Annotated in this window: 13 protein-coding genes; 5 read left to right on the forward strand and 8 right to left on the reverse strand. The window is 61.9% G+C overall.

Going from position 1 to position 21,001, the window contains the following annotated elements; genetic code table 11:
- Nucleotides 1–191: 191 nt before the first annotated feature.
- Entirely contained in the window at nucleotides 192–3,683 is a 3,492-nt protein-coding gene (locus AAFP29_RS03770; protein WP_419215963.1) for a DNA-directed RNA polymerase subunit beta, read from the forward strand.
- 92 nt (nucleotides 3,684–3,775) lie between these two features.
- Nucleotides 3,776–7,732, forward strand: a complete 3,957-nt coding sequence (locus AAFP29_RS03775) for a DNA-directed RNA polymerase subunit beta' (RefSeq protein ID WP_419215964.1) — start codon at nucleotides 3,776–3,778, stop codon at nucleotides 7,730–7,732.
- Between the two features lie 149 nt (nucleotides 7,733–7,881).
- Here the strand turns inward: AAFP29_RS03775 and AAFP29_RS03780 are convergent, their stop codons facing one another.
- The 8 genes from AAFP29_RS03780 to AAFP29_RS03815 form a co-directional block, all read right to left on the reverse strand.
- Complete coding sequence (locus AAFP29_RS03780) at nucleotides 7,882–8,943, reverse strand: threonine aldolase family protein (protein ID WP_419215965.1); 1,062 nt, start codon at nucleotides 8,941–8,943, stop codon at nucleotides 7,882–7,884.
- Entirely contained in the window at nucleotides 8,940–11,027 is a 2,088-nt protein-coding gene (locus AAFP29_RS03785) for a DUF6421 family protein (protein WP_419215966.1), read from the reverse strand. The genes AAFP29_RS03780 and AAFP29_RS03785 overlap by 4 nt, the downstream gene beginning before the upstream one ends.
- A 128-nt stretch (nucleotides 11,028–11,155) precedes the next feature.
- Entirely contained in the window at nucleotides 11,156–12,409 is a 1,254-nt protein-coding gene (locus AAFP29_RS03790; protein ID WP_419215967.1) for an MFS transporter, read from the reverse strand.
- A complete protein-coding gene (locus AAFP29_RS03795; RefSeq protein ID WP_419215968.1) occupies nucleotides 12,406–13,737 on the reverse strand; it encodes an LLM class flavin-dependent oxidoreductase in 1,332 nt (443 codons plus the stop codon). Before AAFP29_RS03795 ends, AAFP29_RS03790 begins: the two co-directional genes overlap by 4 nt.
- 138 nt (nucleotides 13,738–13,875) lie before the next feature.
- Nucleotides 13,876–14,772, reverse strand: a complete 897-nt coding sequence (locus tag AAFP29_RS03800) for an ABC transporter permease (RefSeq protein WP_419215969.1) — start codon at nucleotides 14,770–14,772, stop codon at nucleotides 13,876–13,878.
- On the reverse strand, nucleotides 14,765–15,589 hold the full coding sequence (locus AAFP29_RS03805) for an ABC transporter ATP-binding protein (RefSeq protein WP_419215970.1): 825 nt from the start codon (nucleotides 15,587–15,589) through the stop codon (nucleotides 14,765–14,767). The genes AAFP29_RS03800 and AAFP29_RS03805 overlap by 8 nt, the downstream gene beginning before the upstream one ends.
- Entirely contained in the window at nucleotides 15,586–16,659 is a 1,074-nt protein-coding gene (locus AAFP29_RS03810; RefSeq protein WP_419215971.1) for an ABC transporter substrate-binding protein, read from the reverse strand. Before AAFP29_RS03810 ends, AAFP29_RS03805 begins: the two co-directional genes overlap by 4 nt.
- Before the next feature lie 193 nt (nucleotides 16,660–16,852).
- Nucleotides 16,853–17,620 (reverse strand): IclR family transcriptional regulator, encoded by a 768-nt coding sequence (locus AAFP29_RS03815; protein WP_419215972.1) that lies wholly within the window; start codon nucleotides 17,618–17,620, stop codon nucleotides 16,853–16,855.
- A gap of 229 nt (nucleotides 17,621–17,849) precedes the next feature.
- Between AAFP29_RS03815 and AAFP29_RS03820 the strand changes: the two genes are divergently transcribed.
- The 3 genes from AAFP29_RS03820 to AAFP29_RS03830 are packed head-to-tail and all read left to right on the forward strand — an operon-like array spanning nucleotide 17,850 to nucleotide 20,867.
- Nucleotides 17,850–18,803 (forward strand): TauD/TfdA dioxygenase family protein, encoded by a 954-nt coding sequence (locus tag AAFP29_RS03820; RefSeq protein WP_419215973.1) that lies wholly within the window; start codon nucleotides 17,850–17,852, stop codon nucleotides 18,801–18,803.
- A 43-nt stretch (nucleotides 18,804–18,846) separates the two neighbouring features.
- The gene (locus tag AAFP29_RS03825; protein WP_419215974.1) at nucleotides 18,847–19,776 is read left to right on the forward strand and encodes a TauD/TfdA dioxygenase family protein; all 930 of its coding nucleotides are present in this window, start codon (nucleotides 18,847–18,849) and stop codon (nucleotides 19,774–19,776) included.
- A 41-nt stretch (nucleotides 19,777–19,817) separates the two neighbouring features.
- Entirely contained in the window at nucleotides 19,818–20,867 is a 1,050-nt protein-coding gene (locus tag AAFP29_RS03830) for an ABC transporter substrate-binding protein (protein ID WP_419215975.1), read from the forward strand.
- Nucleotides 20,868–21,001: the final 134 nt, after the last annotated feature.

Below are 21,001 nucleotides of genomic sequence, written 5' to 3' on the forward strand. Positions count from 1 at the left end.
TCCCGTCTTTTTTCTGATATCGTTGGACGTTGCGCTGGCTGCCTCCTGTCCAAACTACGATCCGCCACTTTCGGCCACTATTGTGTGCTGCGAGATGTGTTTCTCCCTTAGCAGGTTGCCACCAGCCAAACGATGAGCTACGAGCGAGACGTTCGCAGCAGTAGACACCATAGTGTTTGGAAGGACGCATCTTGGCACTCGACCGCCAGTCCACCTCAGCCACCATTCCCGGCGCGCCTACCCGCGCATCGTTCGCAAAGATCAGCGAACCTCTGCCCGTTCCCGGTTTGCTCGATTTGCAGCTGGATTCGTTCCAGTGGCTGATCGGCTCGTCGGAGTGGAAGGCAAAGGCCGCAGCCCGCGGCGTCGACAACCCCACCGGTGGTCTCGAAGACATCCTGCATGAGCTGTCCCCGATCGAGGACTTCTCTGAGTCGATGTCACTTTCGTTCTCCGATCCGCGCTTCGACGAGGTCAAGGCCTCCGTCGATGAGTGCAAGGACAAGGACATGACGTACGCGGCTCCGCTGTTCGTCACCGCCGAGTTCATCAACAACAACACCGGCGAGATCAAGTCGCAGACCGTCTTCATGGGCGACTTCCCGATCATGACCGACAAGGGCAGCTTCATCATCAACGGCACCGAGCGTGTCGTGGTGAGCCAGTTGGTGCGTAGCCCCGGCGTGTACTTCGACGCCTCCATCGACAAGGCCACCGAGAAGACCCTGCATTCGGTCAAGGTCATTCCGGGCCGTGGCGCTTGGTTGGAATTCGACGTCGACAAGCGCGACACCGTCGGTGTCCGCATCGACCGCAAACGCCGTCAGCCGGTCACCGTGCTGCTCAAGGCGCTCGGCATGACCACCGAGGAGATCACCGAGCGGTTCGGCTTCTCGGAGATCATGATGTCGACGCTGGAGAAGGACAGCACCAGCAACCAGGACGAGGCGCTGCTCGAGGTCTACCGCAAGCTGCGTCCGGGCGAGCCGCCGACCAAGGAGTCGGCCGAAGCGCTGCTGGAGAACCTGTTCTTCAAGGAGAAGCGTTACGACCTGGCCCGCGTCGGTCGTTACAAGGTCAACAAGAAGCTGGGTCTCACCGAGAACCCGATGAACGGTCCGTCGGTGCTGACCACCGAAGACATCATCACCACGGTCGAGTACCTGGTCCGTCTGCACGACGCCGACCCGCATGTGCTGACCGAGATGGCCGGCCCCGGTGGGGTACAGGTGCCCGTCGAATCCGACGACATCGACCACTTCGGTAACCGTCGTCTGCGTACCGTCGGCGAGCTGATTCAGAACCAGATCCGCGTGGGTCTGTCGCGTATGGAACGTGTCGTTCGTGAGCGTATGACCACCCAGGACGTCGAGGCGATCACCCCGCAGACCCTGATCAACATCCGTCCCGTCGTGGCGGCGATCAAGGAATTCTTCGGAACCAGCCAGCTGTCGCAGTTCATGGACCAGAACAACCCGCTGTCGGGTCTGACGCATAAGCGTCGTCTGTCCGCGCTCGGCCCCGGTGGTCTGAGCCGTGAGCGTGCCGGCCTCGAAGTGCGCGACGTGCACCCGAGCCACTACGGCCGCATGTGTCCGATCGAGACTCCGGAAGGCCCGAATATCGGCCTGATCGGTGCGCTTTCGGTGTACGCGCGGGTCAACCCGTTCGGCTTCATCGAAACGCCGTACCGCAAGGTCATCGACGGTGTGGTCTCCGATCAGATCGAGTACATGACCGCCGATGAAGAGGATCGTTACCTCATCGGTCAGGCCAACACGAACTACGACGCCGACGGCACCATCACCGACGAGCGTGTGCTTGTTCGCAAGCGTGGCTCGGAGGTGGAGTTCGTCTCCTCCGAGGCGGTTCAGTACATCGACGTCAGCCCGCGCCAGATGGTGTCGGTCGCGACCGCGATGATTCCGTTCCTCGAGCATGACGACGCCAACCGCGCCCTGATGGGTGCCAACATGCAGCGTCAGGCGGTGCCGCTGGTCCGCAGTGAGTCGCCGCTCGTTGGTACCGGCATGGAACTGCGTGCCGCCGTCGACGCCGGTGATGTCATCGTTTCGACGAAAACCGGTGTGGTGGAAGAGGTTTCGGCCGACTACATCACCGTTATGGACGACGATGGCACCCGCGAGACCTACCGGATGCGCAAGTTCGCCCGCTCGAATCACGGCACCTGCGCCAACCAGCGTCCGATCGTGGACGAGGGGCAGCGCGTCGAAACCGGCCAGGTGCTGGCCGACGGTCCGTGCACCGAGAACGGTGAGATGGCGCTTGGCAAGAACCTGCTTGTCGCGATCATGCCGTGGGAGGGTCACAACTACGAGGACGCCATCATCCTGAGCCAGCGGCTCGTGGAGGAAGACGTACTCACCTCGATCCACATCGAAGAGCATGAGATCGACGCCCGCGACACCAAACTTGGTGCCGAGGAGATCACTCGGGATATCCCGAACGTCTCCGACGAGGTCCTTGCCGACCTCGACGAGCGTGGCATCGTGCGAATCGGTGCCGAGGTCCGCGACGGCGACGTCCTGGTCGGCAAGGTCACCCCGAAGGGCGAGACCGAGCTGACCCCGGAAGAGCGTCTGCTCCGCGCGATCTTCGGTGAGAAGGCCCGGGAGGTTCGCGACACGTCGCTCAAGGTGCCCCACGGCGAGACCGGCAAGGTCATCGGCGTGCGCGTCTTCAGCCGCGACGATGACGACGATCTGGCTCCCGGCGTCAACGAGCTCGTACGCGTGTACGTCGCTCAGAAGCGCAAGATCCAGGACGGCGACAAGCTGGCCGGCCGCCACGGCAACAAGGGTGTTATCGGCAAGATCCTCCCCGCCGAGGACATGCCGTTCATGCCCGACGGCACCCCCGTCGACATCATCCTGAACACCCACGGTGTGCCGCGTCGTATGAATATCGGCCAGATCCTGGAAACCCACCTCGGGTGGGTCGCCAAGGCCGGTTGGAATATCAACGTCGCATCCGGTGTGCCGGACTGGGCGTCGAAACTGCCGCAGGACATGTTCTCGGCTGAGCCCGACACCAACACCGCGACCCCGGTGTTCGACGGTGCCAGCGATGACGAGCTGACCGGACTGCTGTCCTCGACGCTGCCCAACCGCGACGGCGACGTGATGGTCAATGGCGACGGCAAGGCAACCTTGTTCGACGGCCGCTCCGGCGAGCCGTTCCCGTACCCGGTGTCGGTCGGCTACATGTACATCATCAAGCTGCACCACCTCGTCGACGACAAGATCCACGCGCGTTCGACCGGTCCGTACTCGATGATCACCCAGCAGCCGCTCGGCGGTAAGGCCCAGTTCGGTGGCCAGCGCTTCGGTGAGATGGAGTGCTGGGCGATGCAGGCTTACGGTGCCGCCTACACCCTGCAGGAACTGTTGACGATCAAGTCTGACGACGTCGTCGGCCGCGTCAAGGTCTACGAAGCCATCGTCAAGGGCGAGAACATCCCGGAACCGGGCATCCCCGAGTCGTTCAAGGTGTTGCTGAAGGAACTTCAGTCGCTCTGCCTGAACGTCGAGGTGCTGTCCTCCGACGGTGCCGCCATCACGATGGCCGACAGTGACGACGAGGATCTGGAACGCGCTGCGGCCAACCTCGGTATCAACCTGTCGCGTAACGAGTCGGCCACCGTCGACGACCTCGCCAACTGATTGCGCGGGGGCCACATCTCCACTGTGCTGTGGGGCCCCCGTGCTCGCTATCAACTTTCTACTTTTCATAGAGTTCCTCAGGAAGGCATCGAGTGCTCGACGTCAACTTTTTCGACGAACTGAAGATCGGTCTGGCTACGGCCGACGACATTCACAACTGGTCCTACGGCGAGGTCAAGAAGCCGGAGACCATCAACTACCGCACGCTCAAGCCAGAGAAGGACGGCCTGTTCTGCGAGAAGATCTTCGGACCTACTCGCGACTGGGAGTGCTACTGCGGTAAGTACAAGCGCGTCCGCTTCAAGGGCATCATCTGCGAGCGTTGCGGCGTCGAGGTCACTCGCGCCAAGGTGCGTCGTGAGCGGATGGGTCATATCGAGCTGGCTGCTCCGGTTACCCATATCTGGTACTTCAAGGGCGTCCCGTCACGCCTGGGTTACCTGCTCGACCTGGCGCCGAAGGATCTGGAAAAGATCATCTACTTCGCCGCTTATGTCATCACCACGGTCGACGACGAGCTGCGTCATAACGAGCTCTCGACGCTGCAGGCCGAGATGGAGGTCGAGAAGAAGACCGTCGCCGATCAGCGCGATGCCGACCTCAACGAGCGTCAGCAGAAGCTGGAGGCCGACCTGGCCGAGCTCGAGGCCGAGGGTGCCAAGGCTGATGCGAAGCGCAAGATCCGCGATGCTGGCGAGCGTGAGATGAAGCGTATGCGCGACGCCTCGCAGCGTGAGATCGACGCCCTGGAGAACCTCTGGGATACCTTCGTCAAGCTCAAGCCGCGCGACCTCATCATCGACGAGCGCGTGTACCGCGACCTGCAGGATCGCTACGGTGAGTACTTCACCGGCGCGATGGGTGCCGAGTCGATCAAGAAGCTCCTGGAGACCTTCGACATCGACGCCGAGGCCGAATTGCTCCGCGAGACCATTCGTAGTGGCAAGGGTCAGAAGAAGCTGCGCGCGCTCAAGCGACTCAAGGTCGTGGCCGCGTTCCAGCAGTCGGGTAACTCGCCGCTGGGTATGGTCCTCGACGCCGTGCCGGTGATCCCGCCGGAGCTGCGCCCGATGGTTCAGCTCGACGGTGGCCGCTTCGCGACGTCGGATCTCAACGATCTCTACCGTCGTGTCATCAACCGCAACAACCGCCTCAAGCGACTGATCGATCTGGGTGCGCCTGAGATCATCGTCAACAACGAGAAGCGGATGCTGCAGGAGTCGGTCGACGCCCTGTTCGACAACGGTCGTCGTGGACGTCCGGTCACCGGACCGGGTAACCGCCCGCTGAAGTCGTTGAGCGATCTGCTCAAGGGCAAGCAGGGTCGTTTCCGTCAGAACCTGCTGGGTAAGCGCGTCGACTACTCGGGCCGTTCGGTCATCGTCGTCGGTCCGCAGCTCAAGCTGCACCAGTGTGGTCTGCCCAAGCTGATGGCTCTCGAGCTGTTCAAGCCGTTCGTGATGAAGCGTCTGGTCGATCTGAACCAGGCGCAGAACATCAAGTCGGCCAAGCGCATGGTCGAGCGTCAGCGTCCGGCCGTGTGGGATGTCCTCGAAGAGGTCATCGCCGAGCATCCGGTTCTGCTGAACCGTGCACCTACCCTGCACCGCCTGGGTATCCAGGCCTTCGAGCCACAGCTCGTCGAGGGTAAGGCCATTCAGCTGCACCCGCTGGTGTGTGAGGCCTTCAACGCCGACTTCGACGGTGACCAGATGGCTGTGCACCTTCCGCTGTCCGCTGAGGCGCAGGCCGAGGCACGCATCCTGATGCTGTCGTCGAATAACATCCTGTCGCCCGCGTCGGGCCGCCCGCTGGCTATGCCGCGTCTGGACATGGTGACCGGTCTGTTCTACCTGACCACTCAGAAGGACGGGAAGGTCGGCGAGTACACGCCTGCGTCGAAGGATGACGTCGAGCGTGGTGTCTACAGCTCCCCGGCCGAGGCCATCATGGCCGTCGACCGCGGCGCGTTGACCGTGCAGTCCAAGATCAAGGTGCGGCTGATCGATCAGCGTCCGCCGGCCGAGATCGAGTCCGAGTTGTTCCCGGATGGCTGGAAGTTCGGTCAGCCGTGGGATATCGAGACGACGCTGGGTCGCGTGCTCTTCAACGAGTTGCTGCCTGCTGAGTACCCGTTCGTCAACGAGCAGATGCCGAAGAAGCGTCAGGCCGTGATCATTAACGATCTGGCCGAGCGCTACCCGATGATCGTGGTCGCGCAGACCGTCGACAAGCTCAAGGATGTCGGCTTCTACTGGGCGACCCGTTCGGGTGTCACCGTGTCGATGGCCGACGTGCTCGTGCCGCCGGCGAAGGCGGAGATCCTCGAGCGTTACGAGGAGCGGGCCGACGGACTGGAGCGCAAGTTCCAGCGTGGTGCCCTCACCCCGGACGAGCGTCGCGACGCATTGGTGGAGATCTGGAAGCAGGCCACCGAAGAGGTCGGTAAGGCCATGGAGGATTACTACCCCGAGGACAACCCGATCACGATGATCCCGAAGTCGGGTGCGACGGGCAACATGACCCAGGTTCGTAACCTGTCGGGCATGAAGGGCCTGGTGACCAACCCGAAGGGTGAGTTCATCCCGCGTCCGATCAAGTCCTCGTTCCGTGAGGGCCTGACCGTTGCCGAGTACTTCATCAACACGCACGGTGCCCGTAAGGGTCTGGCCGACACCGCGCTGCGTACCGCCGACTCGGGTTACCTGACCCGGCGCCTGGTGGACGTGTCGCAGGACGTCATCGTGCGCGAGACCGACTGTGGCACCGAACGCGGCATCTTGGTCTCGCTTGGCGAGAAGCAGGCTGACGGTTCGATCATCCGCGACGCGCATGTCGAAACTTCGGCATACGCCCGCACCCTGGCCGCCGACGCGGTCGACGCTGACGGAAACGTCGTCGTTGAGCGCGGTCACGACCTGGGCGATCCGGCCATCGAGGCTCTGCTCGGAGCGGGTATCGACCAGGTCAAGGTTCGTTCGGTCCTCACCTGCGGCACCGGCACCGGCGTCTGCGCCATGTGTTACGGCCGTTCGATGGCGACCGGCAAGCTCGTCGACATCGGTGAGGCCGTCGGTATCATCGCGGCTCAGTCGATCGGTGAGCCCGGTACCCAGCTGACGATGCGTACCTTCCACCAGGGTGGCGTCGGTGACGACATCACCGGTGGTCTGCCGCGTGTCCAGGAGCTGTTCGAGGCCCGTGTCCCCAAGGGCAAGGCCCCGATCGCCGAGGTCTCCGGCCGGATCCGTCTCGAGGACGACGATCGGTTCTACAAGATCACGATCATCCCTGACGACGGTTCGGAAGAGGTTGTCTACGACAAGATCTCCAAGCGTCAGCGTCTGCGTGTCTTCAAGCACGAGGACGGCAGCGAGCGGTTGCTTGCCGACGGTGACCACGTCGAGGTCGGCCAGCAGCTCATGGAAGGTGCTGCCGATCCGCACGAGGTGCTGCGCGTGATGGGTCCCCGTCAGGTGCAGGTGCACTTGGTCAACGAGGTCCAGGAGGTCTACCGCAGTCAGGGTGTGTCGATCCACGACAAGCACATCGAGACGATCGTTCGTCAGATGCTGCGTCGCGTGACGATCATCGACTCCGGTGCAACCGAATTCCTGCCCGGCTCGCTCACCGAGCGCGCCGAGTTCGAAGCGGCCAACCGTCGCGTCGTATCCGAGGGCAACGAGCCCGCGGCCGGACGTCCGGTGCTGATGGGTATCACCAAGGCATCGTTGGCGACCGATTCGTGGTTGTCCGCGGCGTCGTTCCAGGAGACCACTCGTGTGCTTACCGATGCGGCTATCAACAGCCGTAGCGACAAGCTCATCGGTCTCAAGGAGAATGTCATCATCGGTAAGCTCATCCCGGCTGGTACCGGTATCAACCGTTACCGCAACATCCAGGTGCAGCCGACTGAAGAGGCGCGGGCCGCGGCATACGCCGTCCCGAACTACGACGACACCTACTACAGCCCGGACGGCACCTTCGGTGCTCCGGCCGGCGCTGCGGTGCCGCTCGACGACTACGGTTTCAGCAACGATTACCGGTAGTTTCTAGCTGATCTCGGCCCCGACACCGTAAGGTGCCGGGGCCGATGTCGTCTGTCCCGCAAACCCCACCCTGTCCGCAAACCCCACCCGCGCGGACATTCCCGACCCACTTTTCGGGTCGGGGATGTCCGCGTGAGTCGGGCTTGCGATTAGGCCCCGACGCCGAGTTCGCGCCGCACCAGCTCGGCGAACCCGCGCACGTCTTCCTCGGTGGTATCCCACGAGCACATCCAGCGCACCTCGCCGCGCGTCTCGTCCCAGAAATAGAACGGCACCTGCTCCATCAACCGCCGCGACACCTCATGAGGCAGCGTTGCGAATACCGCGTTGGATTGCACGACCTGAGTCACCTCGATGCCGGTTAGTTCACGAACTGACCCGGCCAGCAGCGCCGCCATCGCGTTTGAGTGTCGCGCCACCCGCAGGTAGAGGTCGTCGTCGAATAGGGCCAGAAATTGGGCTGCGATAAACCGCTGCTTAGATGCCAACTGCATCAACGTCTTTCGCGAATATTCGACGCCTCGGACCGCGTCGGCATTGAGGACCACTACCAATTCCGCAGCCAGTAGTCCGCTTTTGGTACCGCCGACACTCAATACATCCGCCCCGACGTCGGCGGTCAATTCTCCCAACCCAACGTTGAGATGTGCTGCGGCATTTGCCAATCGGGATCCGTCGAGATGCACCGACCATCCTCGCCCGTGTGCGTACGCGGCAAGTTCGGTCAGTTCGGCTATCGAATACACCGTCCCCAGCTCCGTCGCCTGCGCCACCGACAGCACCCGTGGCTGCGCCCAATGCTGATCACCCGCGCGATCGGGTATCGCGGCATCGATGCCGGCTGGTGTCAGCTTCCCATCCGACGTCGGTACGGTGAACAGTTTGAGGCCGGACACTTTTTCCGGGGCACCGCCCTCGTCGACGTGGATATGCGCTGACTCCGCGCATACCACCGACTCCCAGCGGTCGGCCATCGCGGACAACGCGAGCACATTTGCGCCAGTCCCGTTGAATACCGGAAATACTTGCGCCGCAGGCGAAAATAGCTCGTAGACCCGTCTTGTCAGTGCCTCGGTATATAGGTCCGCACCATAGGACGACTGGTGCCCGACGTTCGCGACCGCGATGGCTTCGAGTGCTTCGGGCAGTATGCCAGCGTAGTTGTCGCTGGCGAATCCTCGACGCTGCTCATCGTGCAGCCGCTCAATCATGCTGCCTCCGAGGTGATTCCACGTGTTGAGTCGACGACGGCCTGCATCTTTCGTTTCAGTGCCTCATAGAAGACATTGAGGGGGAACTCGTCCGATGCGACCAGGTCGACCAACTCGCGGGGCGGACCGCTCAGTGGCAGTTCGCCTTTCGCCCATGCTGATCCGGCGGCGGGCTCCACAAACGAGCTCACGAAGCGGTAAGTGGCCAGCCATTGCCCTACCTTCGAACGGTCGATGCCGCTGCGATATAGCTCCTCGATCTGTTCGCCGAGCGAAATCACTTGTGGTCCAACCTCTTTCCAGTCGAATGACAATCGGTTATCCCGCCAGTGCAAACTTCCGTTGCGGTGCAGATACCCGAACAGCAGTTGCCCACCCAGTCCATCGTAGTTGCGTACCCGATCACCGGTGATGGGGAATCGGAATAGACGGTCGAAGAGTATTGCCTGTTGGACGGGTTGTCCGTATGGATGGCCTTGCTGCTCAAGTTCATTCGCGATCCGGTAGGTAGACAGATCGCAGCGTAGTTCCTCCAGCGAGTATAACCAGTACGGCATTCGCTGCCGGATCATAAACGGATCAAATGGCAATTCACCCCGGCTGTGCGTTCTATCGTGCAGCAGATCCCACATCGCGAAGGTGGACTGTGCCAGAGTTTGGGACGCGACCAACCGCTCGCCGGTTGGTGGCAGTTCCAGCGACAGCAGCTTCGACGCCTCGCCGACCACCCGCCGGAAACGAGCAGCCTCTCGATCGCAGAAGATTGCGCCCCAATGGAATTCAGGTTTCTCTGCTACTGACACGGTCTCCGGGAACAGTACCGCCGAGTTGGTGTCGTAACCCGAGGTGAAATCTTCGAATTGGACGGGCAGAAACTGAGGGTTGTCATACGACGCCTCGACATCAGCGAGCCATTGCGGCCACATCACCCGCGTCAGCACCGCTTCGAAGGCGCGTCCGGCGTGGCCATTCTGGGTGTACATCGGAAACACCACCAGATGTTCGACGCCGTCGGCGCGCTGGAGATCGGGGCGAAACGCTCGTAACGACTCGCCGAAGTCGGGTCTGCCGAAACCGCCTGCGGCCCAGCGTTCGAGGTCACGACGCACGGTGTCGAGATAGTCGGCGTCGTGCGGAAACAGGGGCGTGAGGCTTGTGATCGCGACGTCGATCTCACCGCAATATCCGGCCGCCTGAGTATGCGACTCCAGTTGGCCGATGCTGCCGTCGTCGTCTTGCAAACCGCGGAGCGATTCGATCGAAGCCTTGAGGGACGACCATTCCGGCCGCGCGGCGGCAGAGGTGGCTCCGACAGTGACTATCTCCTGTCTTACCCCGCTGCCGGCCCAGGTGACGACATTCGACCATAGCTGCCGGTGGTCGAACTCGTCGATGGAATCGTCGCCGAACAGATCGGAGTCGGCGAAAATGACGACCCGGCCGAGGCCCGCGCGAATAGATACGGCGAGCGCGGCCCCGGCTGGCCAGGCCGACGTGCTCGTCCGCGCCAACACGGTCGCGTCCGTTTCCGCTTCGACCTCCAGCACGCCGGTGCGATAGAAACATGCCGAATCCACCGCAGACAGAATGCCCTGCCCGTCGATGAGGTCGGCCCGTACCCACGTTGCGTTCCCGCTGACACGTCGGTCGCCTGGTGACTCCTGCACCACCAGCGACCGAATCCCGATGCCGAATCGCGCCGCCAGGTCGGCGAGGTTGTTGCCCGACGTCGCGGTATCGCACTCAGCCAGCATCACCAGACCGCCACCGGCCCGTACGTACCCGTCAATCGCGTCGAGTTCGTCGGTCGAATATACCGGCGGTAGATCACCTGTTACGTGTTCGACCTCCGGCGACGCGAGATGCGGAATCACGTATACGTCGACGTCGTCGAGTATCTCCCGAGTCAGTGTGATCGGTGCGGAGTCGCGCACCGAGATCCCTCGCCGTCGAAGTACCTCGACGGCGAGGGATAGCGACGAGTCGCCGGGGTTGACGGGCGACATCTCGCGCGCGCGGGCAACGGTCGTGGCCCATGCACAACTTCGAGCCTGTTCGATCAGCACCACCGGAAAATTCGACATCGCGCCTCCTCACCTGATGCCGCCATTGTCCCCCTCGGCCTCCACACGCGCAGCCCAGCGCGCCAGCCGTCACCGAAAATCTGGAGACTACTGCCCAGCGCGAGGGCAAACTGCCCTCCTGAGGGTGGCTATCGTCCCGATTTTCGGGGATCGGCGGTGCCGCTCGGATGCCGATCGGGCGGCCGCGTGTACTCCGGGACGTATCGTGCCAGTACTCCCGCACCGATTCCAGATAGTCCGGCGACCGTGAAGACCGCCGCTGCCAAGGGGAATAGCGCCGCCGCCAACGCGATCGACAGTGGGCCGGCGAGGAACCCGGCATCGTGGGTCAATCGCCACACAGCCAGGAACTCAGCTCGCCCGGTTGGCGGCGCGACATCCGCGCCGATGGTCATGATCACTCCGTTGCCGAATCCGTTGCCAACCCCCAGAATCACCGCGACGACGGTGAACGTGGCGACGGTCGCGGTGAACGGCAGGATGAGGTAGCCGACGGCCAGCACGACGATTGACGGCACGGCTACAAAGGTCCGGCCGAATCGATCCATCAGGTGCCCGGCGGGATACGCGCACAACACATCTGCCGCCGCACCGACACCGAATAGTAGACTTGACGTCGCGGGTGAGAGCCCGATGTGGTTGGCCCACAACGGAAGAATCGCGTCGCGTGTGCTGCGCGCGATACCCAACAGCAGTGAACCCGCGCCGAGTGTGGCAAATAGTCGGGCGTGATCCCGGCATACCGTCGTCAGACCGAGTGGCGATGCCACCGCCCCGGCCCCTGGTGGGTCGGCTAACCGGGCCATCAACGATCCCGCGACTACGATCGCGATCAGTTGCACCACGAATCCGCCGCGGGTTCCGATCACCAGGATGGCCGCGGCGCCGATCAGCGGTCCGACGAAGAATCCGAACCGCATGGCTCCACCGAATAGCGACATCGCTCGGGCCCGCCAGGCGAATGGCACGCTCAGTGACAGGTAATTCTGCCTGGCCAAGCCCCACACCGCGTTAGCGAGGCCGACGGCGAAGATCCCCGTGCACAGCATCCATACCGTCTGTGCGGCAAGGCAGGTCAGCGATCCGACGGCCGCGAGACTGCTTGCGGCGATGATAGATTTGCGTTCGCCGAGCCGAGCGACAATCTGGCCCGAGCAGGTGTCGCCGACGACCTGACCCAGCCCGATCAGCGCCACCGTCAAACCGGCCAACGCGGGCGATGCCCCCAGATTCAGTGCGGCCAACACCATCACCGGGGCGGCCGCGCCCTGACCGACGCCGTATGCCGCCGCGGGCAGATATACGGTGCCGATCAGGGAGCGGAGCGGATGGTCAACTCCCGCTTGGACTTTCTGGGATTGCTCGTCATCGACCGATGTCATGCGGACGCGGGAACCGCTTCCGCACGATGCGCTGGCAATTCGATGCCGTAGTGGCCGCGCAACGTCGACGCCGAGTAGTCGGTACGGAAGCGGCCGCGTTTCTGCAGAATGGGTACTACCTGATCGACGAAATCTTCAAGTCCGCCAGGCAGATACGGTGGCATGACGTTGAAACCGTCGGCCGCGCCGGCATCGACCCATGCGATCAGGTCGTCGGCGATCTCCTCGGCGGTGCCGGCGATGGTGCGATGGCCACGACCGCCGCCTAGTTTTCCCAGGAGTTCTCGGGTGGTCAGGTTGTCATTCGCCGCCAACTGCCGTACCAGAGTCGAACGACTCTTTTGCCCCTCGATCTCCGATTCGGGTGGCAGATCGGGTAGCGGCGCGTCCAATGACAGTTCGGTCAAATCGACATTGAACACATGTGAGAGCTGCCGCAGCGCGTAGTCGGGGGAGATCAGTTCGGTGAATTCTCGTTCCAGCGCAACGGCTTCGGCGTGCGTTGCGCCGATGAAGGGGACGATACCGGGCAAGATTTGCAGGTCGTCGACGTTGCGGCCGAAGCCGATCAGTCGACCCTTGAGGTCGTCGTAGAACTCCCGGCCTTCGGTGATCGTTCGTTGCGCGGTGAACACCACTTCCGCGTGTCGTGCGGCGAGATCCTTCCCCGGCTCGGAGGACCCGGCCTGAACCAGTACCGGCCGACCTTGTGCGGATCGAGGCGAGTTCAGCGGGCCGCGAACCGAAAAGTGCTCTCCCACATGGTCGATGGTGCTGATCTGATCGGCGTCGGCGAATATCGCCTGCTCGACGTCGAGTACCACTGAGTCATCACCCCAGCTGTCCCACAGCTGGTTGGCGATGTCGACGAACTCTTCGGCTCGACGGTACCGCCCGGCGTGATCGGGAATCGAGTCGTAGCCGAAGTTCGCGGCTTCTTCTTTGCCGGCGGACGTGACGATATTCCATCCGGTACGACCGCCACTGATGTGTTCGAGCGACGCGAAGGCGCGAGCCAGCGTAAAGGGATGGTTGTATCCCGTTGACGCCGTGGCGATTAGGCCGACGCGGCTGGTTCCGCCCGCAATGGCCGCGAGCAGGGTCAACGGCTCGAATATGGCTGCGACGTTTCGCCGAGGATTGGGTCCGATGGCCAATGTGTCGGCGAAGAACACCGAGTCAAGTCTCCCTCGTTCGGCGATCTGACCCAGCCGGACAAAGTGATTGATGTCGAGGACGTCATGCTCATTGGTGCGCGGATGACGCCACGCGGCCTCGTGATGTCCGACGCCCATCAGAAATGCGTTGAGATGTAATTGTCGAGCCACAGTTATTTCCTTCTCTTTCAATCGAATTAATGCATGCCACCCACTGCTCGTCGAGTGCCGTCGTCCGAGCTTGCGAGGTCGCCGGTGTATCGAGACGCCGTGAGCCGTTCTCGATACCCGGCCACGCCACCTACCAGCTCAGTTCGACGGCACGCGCCACCGCGAGAAGCGCCGTTCTATCGTCACCAGAACCAGGTTGAAAACCAGCCCTACCAGCGCGATGGTGACGATCCCCGCGTACATTTGCGGGATCTGGAAGTTCAACTGGCTGGCCATGATCCAGTACCCGAGCCCCGACCTCGCCCCGACCATCTCGGCCGCGATGAGCACGAGGATCGACGCTGCGGCGGCCAACCGGATACCGGTGAAGATCGTTGGCAACGCGGCGGGTAGTACGACCTTCTGGAACAGTCGCCAGGCGGGAAGTCCAAGGGACCGAGCCGATTTGATCAGTAGCGGATCGACGTTGCGTACACCGGAAATGGTATTGAGCAGGATTGGGAAGACGCACGCGTAGATAACCAACGCCACCTTCGACGTCTCGCCGATACCGAGGATCAGTACGAATACCGGCAGCAGTGCCAGTGCGGCGGTGTTGCGGAACAGTTCGAGGGCCGGATTGAGGTATTGCGCAACAGGTTTGTACCAGCCGATGGCGATGCCGAGCGGTACCGCGATAATCACCGCAACGACGAATCCTTGCACCGCGCGTGACACGCTGGCCCAAATATGTTCCTGCAGTTGACCACTGGCGGCTGCATCACCCAAAGCGCCGATTACCGAAGAGAATTCGGGCAGGAACGTCCGGTCGACCAAACCGAGACGCGGAGCCACCTCCCAGAATGCCACGAGGGCGGCTAACACCACCGAAGATCGCAGCAGCCACTTTCCGCCGTTGCCGACTCGCCCGGCCAGCACTCGGGTCCGTTGGCGTGCGGGTGTACTCGGCGCCGGGGTATCCGACGCCGGAGGCGTCGGAACTTTCGCGGGCTCAACGGAAATCGAATTTGGTGGAGCCAGAGTGCTGCTAGACATGGGACGCTCCGATCAACGTGGCCGATGCAGGGCTTTCGGGAGTGTTGGACTGTGCGCCTGGCCGCAGTGACAGCCAGATGCGATGCCGGTAGTCACGGAACTGCTCGGAGGAACGCAGGTCTTCGGCACTGTCGCGATCGATCTCGATCGGCAGTACCTCTTTGATCCGGCCAGGGCGTTCGGATAACACCGCGACTCGATTGCCAAGATAGATCGCTTCGTCGATGCCGTGGGTGATGAACAGGATTGTCTTTCCGGTGGCCTTCCAGATCCGCAAGAGCTCGTCTTGCAGCGACTCACGAGTCTGGGCGTCGAGGGCGGCGAACGGTTCGTCCATTAACAGTACTTCTGGGTCATACGCGAGGCTTCGAGCGATTGCCACTCGTTGTTTCATGCCGCCGGACAGTTCGTGTGGATAGTGCTCGCCAAATCCATCGAGACCGACGAGGGCCAGATACTCGTCAGCTACTGCACGACGTTGTCGTCGAGCGATACCTTTTGCCTCCAAACCGAATTCGACGTTGCCGCGTGCGGTACGCCACGGGAGCAGCGCGTATTGCTGGAATACGACGCCGCGATCGAGTCCCGGGCCGGTGATGGGCCGGCCGTCGAGGAGTATCTCGCCCGACGTCGGGGTGGTCAGTCCGCCGATTAGGTCGAGTAGCGTCGACTTCCCGCTTCCGCTTGGCCCGACCAGTACGAGAAATTCTCCTTCAGGTGCCGAGATAGTGATGTCATCGATTGCCACGAAGTCGGGTTTTCCACTGGTGGAGAACACTTTTCGAACATTGCGCAGTTCCAGCTTCGGGGCGGTCATGATGCGGCCTTCGCGGGTTTGCCATCCGGGCCGGACGTCGGGGGATAGGTCCCGTTGTCGAATGGGTTGAATTCGTTGGTGTAGAGATCAGCAGGTTTGAGCTGCCCCTGTTTGAGCTCGCCGTTACGTACCAGCCAATCGATCCACAGCTGGAATTCAGCCGGTTTGATTACGCCGCCCGGCGTGGGGATCGACGAGCTCTTCCAGTACTCGGCCAACTCGGGGTCTTCACCGCGTCCACGCTCGGCGAGGATCTTCTTGAATCGTGCGACTACCTCGGTTCGCGGAGTTACCTGCAGCCAGCGAATGGCGCGGGCTGTGCCTTGAGTGAAATCCTTCACCGCATCGGGATGTTTGGTGATGAGGTCGGTGCGCACGACAACTGTGCCGTAGCTGAAGTCGCCGAAGACGGCGTCGGTGAACAAGACCCGCAGTCCGCCCTTGGTCAGCGCACGGTCGCGGAAGATGCCGCTGAACGCACCGACATCGATCTGACCTTGGCGCAGAGCAGATTCGGCGTTGATCGGTGGCACCACCAGTAGCTGTACCGACGCGATCTCGTCCTTGGAGAGCCCCTCACGCGAAAGCCATTCGCGAATCACGAACTCGCTATGCGCGCCGAGTGTGTTGATGCCGACCTTCTTGCCGATCAGGTCCCGCGCCGTGCGGATCGGGGAGCCGTCGAGCACGTAGAAGCCGTTGAATGTCTGCGAATCGGCACCATAGGAGTCGACGATCGCCTTGATCGGCGATCCTGCCGAGGCGAGTTTGACGATCGCACCGTTGAAGGCCGCACCAAAGTCGGCATCGCCGGTTGCGGCTGCCTGGATTGACGTCGGTCCGCTGCTGGTTTCACCGACAGACTTCAGCGCAACTTTCGAGAAATAGCCGAGGTCGGCGGCGAGTTCGGGAGTCGTCACCACCGATGGCTGACTCAGGTAGCGAAGTTCGGTTTTTCCGTCGGCATTGACCGTGGTCTCGTCGGACGAGCCGCAGGCTGCGATCGTCGTCGCCAGGGCAAGTACGAGGGAGGCGGCGGCATAGTGGCGCCACCTGCGGGTGGTCTTCATGTGTTCCTCTCGAGCATGGTGAATGCGGGGTAAGTCAAATAGACATTTTCGAGTTCCTTGAATCGAGATAGAATTAAGTGCGTTTGAATGTCAACGCATCTGCAGTCCGGCTTAGATCCAATGACGAATATTGTCGGTCGTCCTCGACTCGGTCTGCTAAGACCATTCCACAATGTGAAAAGCCCAGTGGTGATTAAATCGTGGCGCGTAAAACCGCTTCCACTGAAGAATCGATGTCTGCGACATCGCGAAGGAATTCTGCGGTATTCCGCATCATCGGATGAATGGCACTGATCAAGTTCTGGTTGAGCCGCACGCTGCGAGCCTGAACGCCGATGGAGGCCCGGACCTGACCGTCGGCGCCGAATACCGGCACGGCAATCGCGGTGACACCGTCGGCGGTCGCGACCGAGTAGCCGCGGCGCCTGGATTCGGGAATGTCGGGAAGCGGCGAGAGTTGCCGCTCGCGGCGTTGGCCGAATGCGACGATCGCCTGCCCCATTGCACTGTGTTCGATGGCGCTTCGCCGGCTCGGCAACTGATGGTCGCAGAACATCGACGGTGGCCGCGCCGAGTAAACGGTGACGGCTTCGCCGTCTTCGACGACGCCGAGACTGGCCGTGATTCTGATCTCGGAAGACAATATATGCAGGTGAGGGGCCATTGCGTCGATGTCGACCCGGCGCGATGCTGCGTGGGCGAGGGCGGCGATGCCGTCACCGATCAGGTATGAGTTGTGGCCGTCGCGGGCAAGGAGTCGACCGCGCACCAATGCCTGTGCGATGCGATGTGCCGTACTCACCGGCAATCCGACCCGCCCGGCGACCTCGCTGATTGACAGGGACCGGCTCTCGCCCTCGAATGCGTACAACACATTGATCGCGCGCTCGACCGACTGTGAGCCGGTGCGGGGCTGACCGTCGACTCGCGGCGCTCGCTGCGGGCTGCGCGGAATGGTCATGGCTGTACCTCCAGGGCGGATGCAGGTTGACGAAATGATCCCGTTAGCCACTCGATCGACCTATATTTCGACGCGCGCTGAACATATCTCGGCTCGAATTGCCGTGAACAAATACAAATTTGTGCCGAGTTCTCACATTGTGGAAGTGGATATTGCGGCGTGTTGTGCGGACTGATGATCATTTCTCTGGTCACCGAACGAACATGATTACCTAAAGATTGGAAAAGCCATGACCGCATTGATTGATAATTCAGCGACTACCGTCGAGTTGGCCGTTGAGCCTATCGCGGGCTACCTGGGGGCGGAGATCTCTGGCGTGGATCTTGCGAAGCCGGTCGACGAACCGACCGCGCAGCGACTGCGTGATGCGTTGTACGCGCACAAGGTGTTGTTCTTTCGCGATCAGCCGATCGACCATGCGCAGCAAGTCCGATTCACCCGGTACTTCGGTCCGGTGACCGACGCACATCCGCTTGGCTACACCGATAAGTCGCCCGCAGGCTTCCCGGAGATTCTGGAAGTTGACTCACGCACCTATGCCAGCCGCGGGGGAGCGCGCAAGTACAGCTACGCCAGCTTCTGGCATAGCGATGTCACCGCGTTGATCAATCCGCCCGCAGTGACGGTGCTGCGGGCCGAATTGGTGCCCGACGTCGGGGGCGACACGAGTTGGGCAGACCTCGGTGCAGCATACGATCGGCTGCCGGCGTCACTGCAACGCTTCCTCGAGGGGTTGTACGCCGAGAACCGCTTCGGTGGACGCGAAAAGCGTTGGGAGAGTGCGTCTGAAGCCGAACGCCTGACTGCCGAGACCCCGATCGTCAGCGAGCATCCGGTGATCCGGGTGCATCCGGTCACCGGCCAGAAGCTCATCGCCGTCAACCCCGGTTTCACCAGCCGAATCCTGGGAGTCAGTGCGCGACAAAGTGATCGACTCCTGGACCTGCTGTTCGACGAGATCACCGATCCCTCGCTCACGGTTCGGGTGCGCTGGACTCCCGACAGCATCGGCGTCTGGGATAACCGCGCGACCGTGCACCAGGCACCGACCGATCTCGACCACCTCGATGTCGTACGGGTGCTGCATCGCACGACCGTCGAAGGGGAAATCCCGGTCGGCGTCGATGGCTTGAAATCCCGATCCGTCTCCGGCGCACCGTTTTACGCCCGCACAACCGCCTGAATTCACCGACCGCTCCAGCCCACTTATCGAGAAGGATATTGACATGACCGTCACCGATCACATCGCAACCGACCTGAGATTCGCACCCGTCGCCGGCCATATCGGCGCTGACGTCGGCGGAGTTGACTTGCGAGAGCCGTTGAATCCCGAACAGGTTCAGGCTATTACCGATGCACTGCATCGGCACAAGGTGCTGTTCTTCCATGATCAGCAGATCGACCACGCCCAGCAGATCGCGTTCTCGCGGACCTTCGGCCCGGTGACGGCTTCACATCCCTATGATGACGACGCGCCGACCGAATTCCCGGAGATCCTGCAGATCGACAATCGGAACTACGAACGCAAGTTCGGTGTCAAGGCGGCGAGTTACACCAACCATTGGCATACCGACGTCACGCCGTTGGTCAACCCGCCGGCGGTAAGTGTGTTGCGGGCCAATGAGGTTCCCGACTTCGGCGGCGACACCAGCTGGACCAACCTCGCCGCCGCGTACAACGGCCTGCCCGATTCGCTCAAGAGACTTGTCGAGACTCTGCGCGCCGAGCACCGCTTCGGCGGTCGGAACCCGATCTTCAAGGCGGACAGCAGTTATGGCGAGAAGATCCGCAAGGATCCGTTGGTCAGTGAGCATTCGGTCGTGCGCGTGCATCCGGTCACCGGGGAGCGTTTGCTTTTTGTGACACCGGGTTTCACCAGCCGGATCGTCGGATACTCGCAGCGCCAGAGTGACGCGCTGCTCAACCTGCTTTTCGAAGAAGTGGCCAATCCCGCGTACACGGTGCGTTTCCGCTGGCGCGCGGGAAATATCGCGGTGTGGGATAACCGGGCCACTGCCCACTTGGCACCCGGAGATATCAATCATCTCGATGTGACGCGCACGCTGTTCCGGACCACCATCGAAGGCGAGGTGCCAGTCGGGGTCGACGGCAGGCCGTCGGTAGCTGTCTCCGGTGAACAGTTCACCGGCAAATAGTCGGCCACTGACCAAATACTAAGGAGCACAAGGGAACTATCATGACTAGAACACGATTTTCCGTCTCGATCGCCCTGGCCGTTGCTGTCCTAGCGCTCTGGACGACGTCGTGTTCGAGTGCATCGGACGGCGATGTCACCGCCGACGGCAAGACGATCATTCGGTACCAGGGGTCACCGGCATCGGTTCAGTGGTCCGAACTCGCGGAATCCCTCGGCTACTACAGCAAGATCAAGCTGAAGTGGTTGGGGGACACCACGAGTGGACCGCAGGATATCCAATCGGTTGCAACGGGCGCGACCGATACCGGCGCCGCGTTCAACGGTTCGGTCGCGAAGTTGGTGCACGCCGGATCGAAAGTGACCGCGGTCGTGTCCAGCCAGGGCTCGGACGACAAAACCTTCTTTGGCTACTACTCGCTGGCTGGAAGTGGAATCAATACCGCACGCGATCTCGTCGGGCGCAAGGTCGGGATCAATACGCTCGGTGCGTATCACGAGTACACCATCAAGGCGTGGCTCCAACGCCAAGGCGTTTCCGCTGCCGACATCGACAAGGTGAATCTGACTGTGGTGCCGCCGATCAACACCGAGGCCGCGTTGCGACAGCGACAGATTGACGTCGGCAATCTGGGTACCGTCTTCAAGGATGTCGCAGTTGCCAGTGGCGGGTTGCACGAGGTCTTCCGTGATACCAGTCTGGTCGGAAATATCGCGATCGCGACCCAAGTGTTCCGCGACGACTACATCGCCGAGCATCCCGATGCCGTCGCCGACTATGTGCAGGGGTACGCCCGCGCGATTCGGTGGGCCCAACTGCACCCACGACAGGAAGTGATCGACAAGTTCGTCTCGATCATTTCTGCTCGCGGACGCAACGAGGACACCAAATTCGTCAAAACCTGGAAGAGTGCCGGAGTTTCGGTGCCGGGCGGGGTCGTCGCGCCAACTGAGTTCAGCCTGTGGCTCGACACTTTGTCGCGCCTCGGCGACCTCCCGTTCGGTATCAAGGCCGAAAGCCTCTACACCAACCGGTTCAATCCGTACGCGAACGGCACCTACCGGGCGACCGCGAATGAGCAGGGGGTGTAGGCAGGTCTGAGAAAATCGTCCGAATAGTTCCGCACCGAGGGCAATCTGCCCTCGACAGCCAACTATTCAGACGATTTTCTCAGTCGCGGGCGGCCTCAGCACATACCCTGAGATATCAGACAACCGATGTTCTC

Origin of the sequence: Gordonia sp. CPCC 205333, assembly GCF_048537885.1 — a bacterium.
GTDB lineage: Bacteria > Actinomycetota > Actinomycetes > Mycobacteriales > Mycobacteriaceae > Gordonia.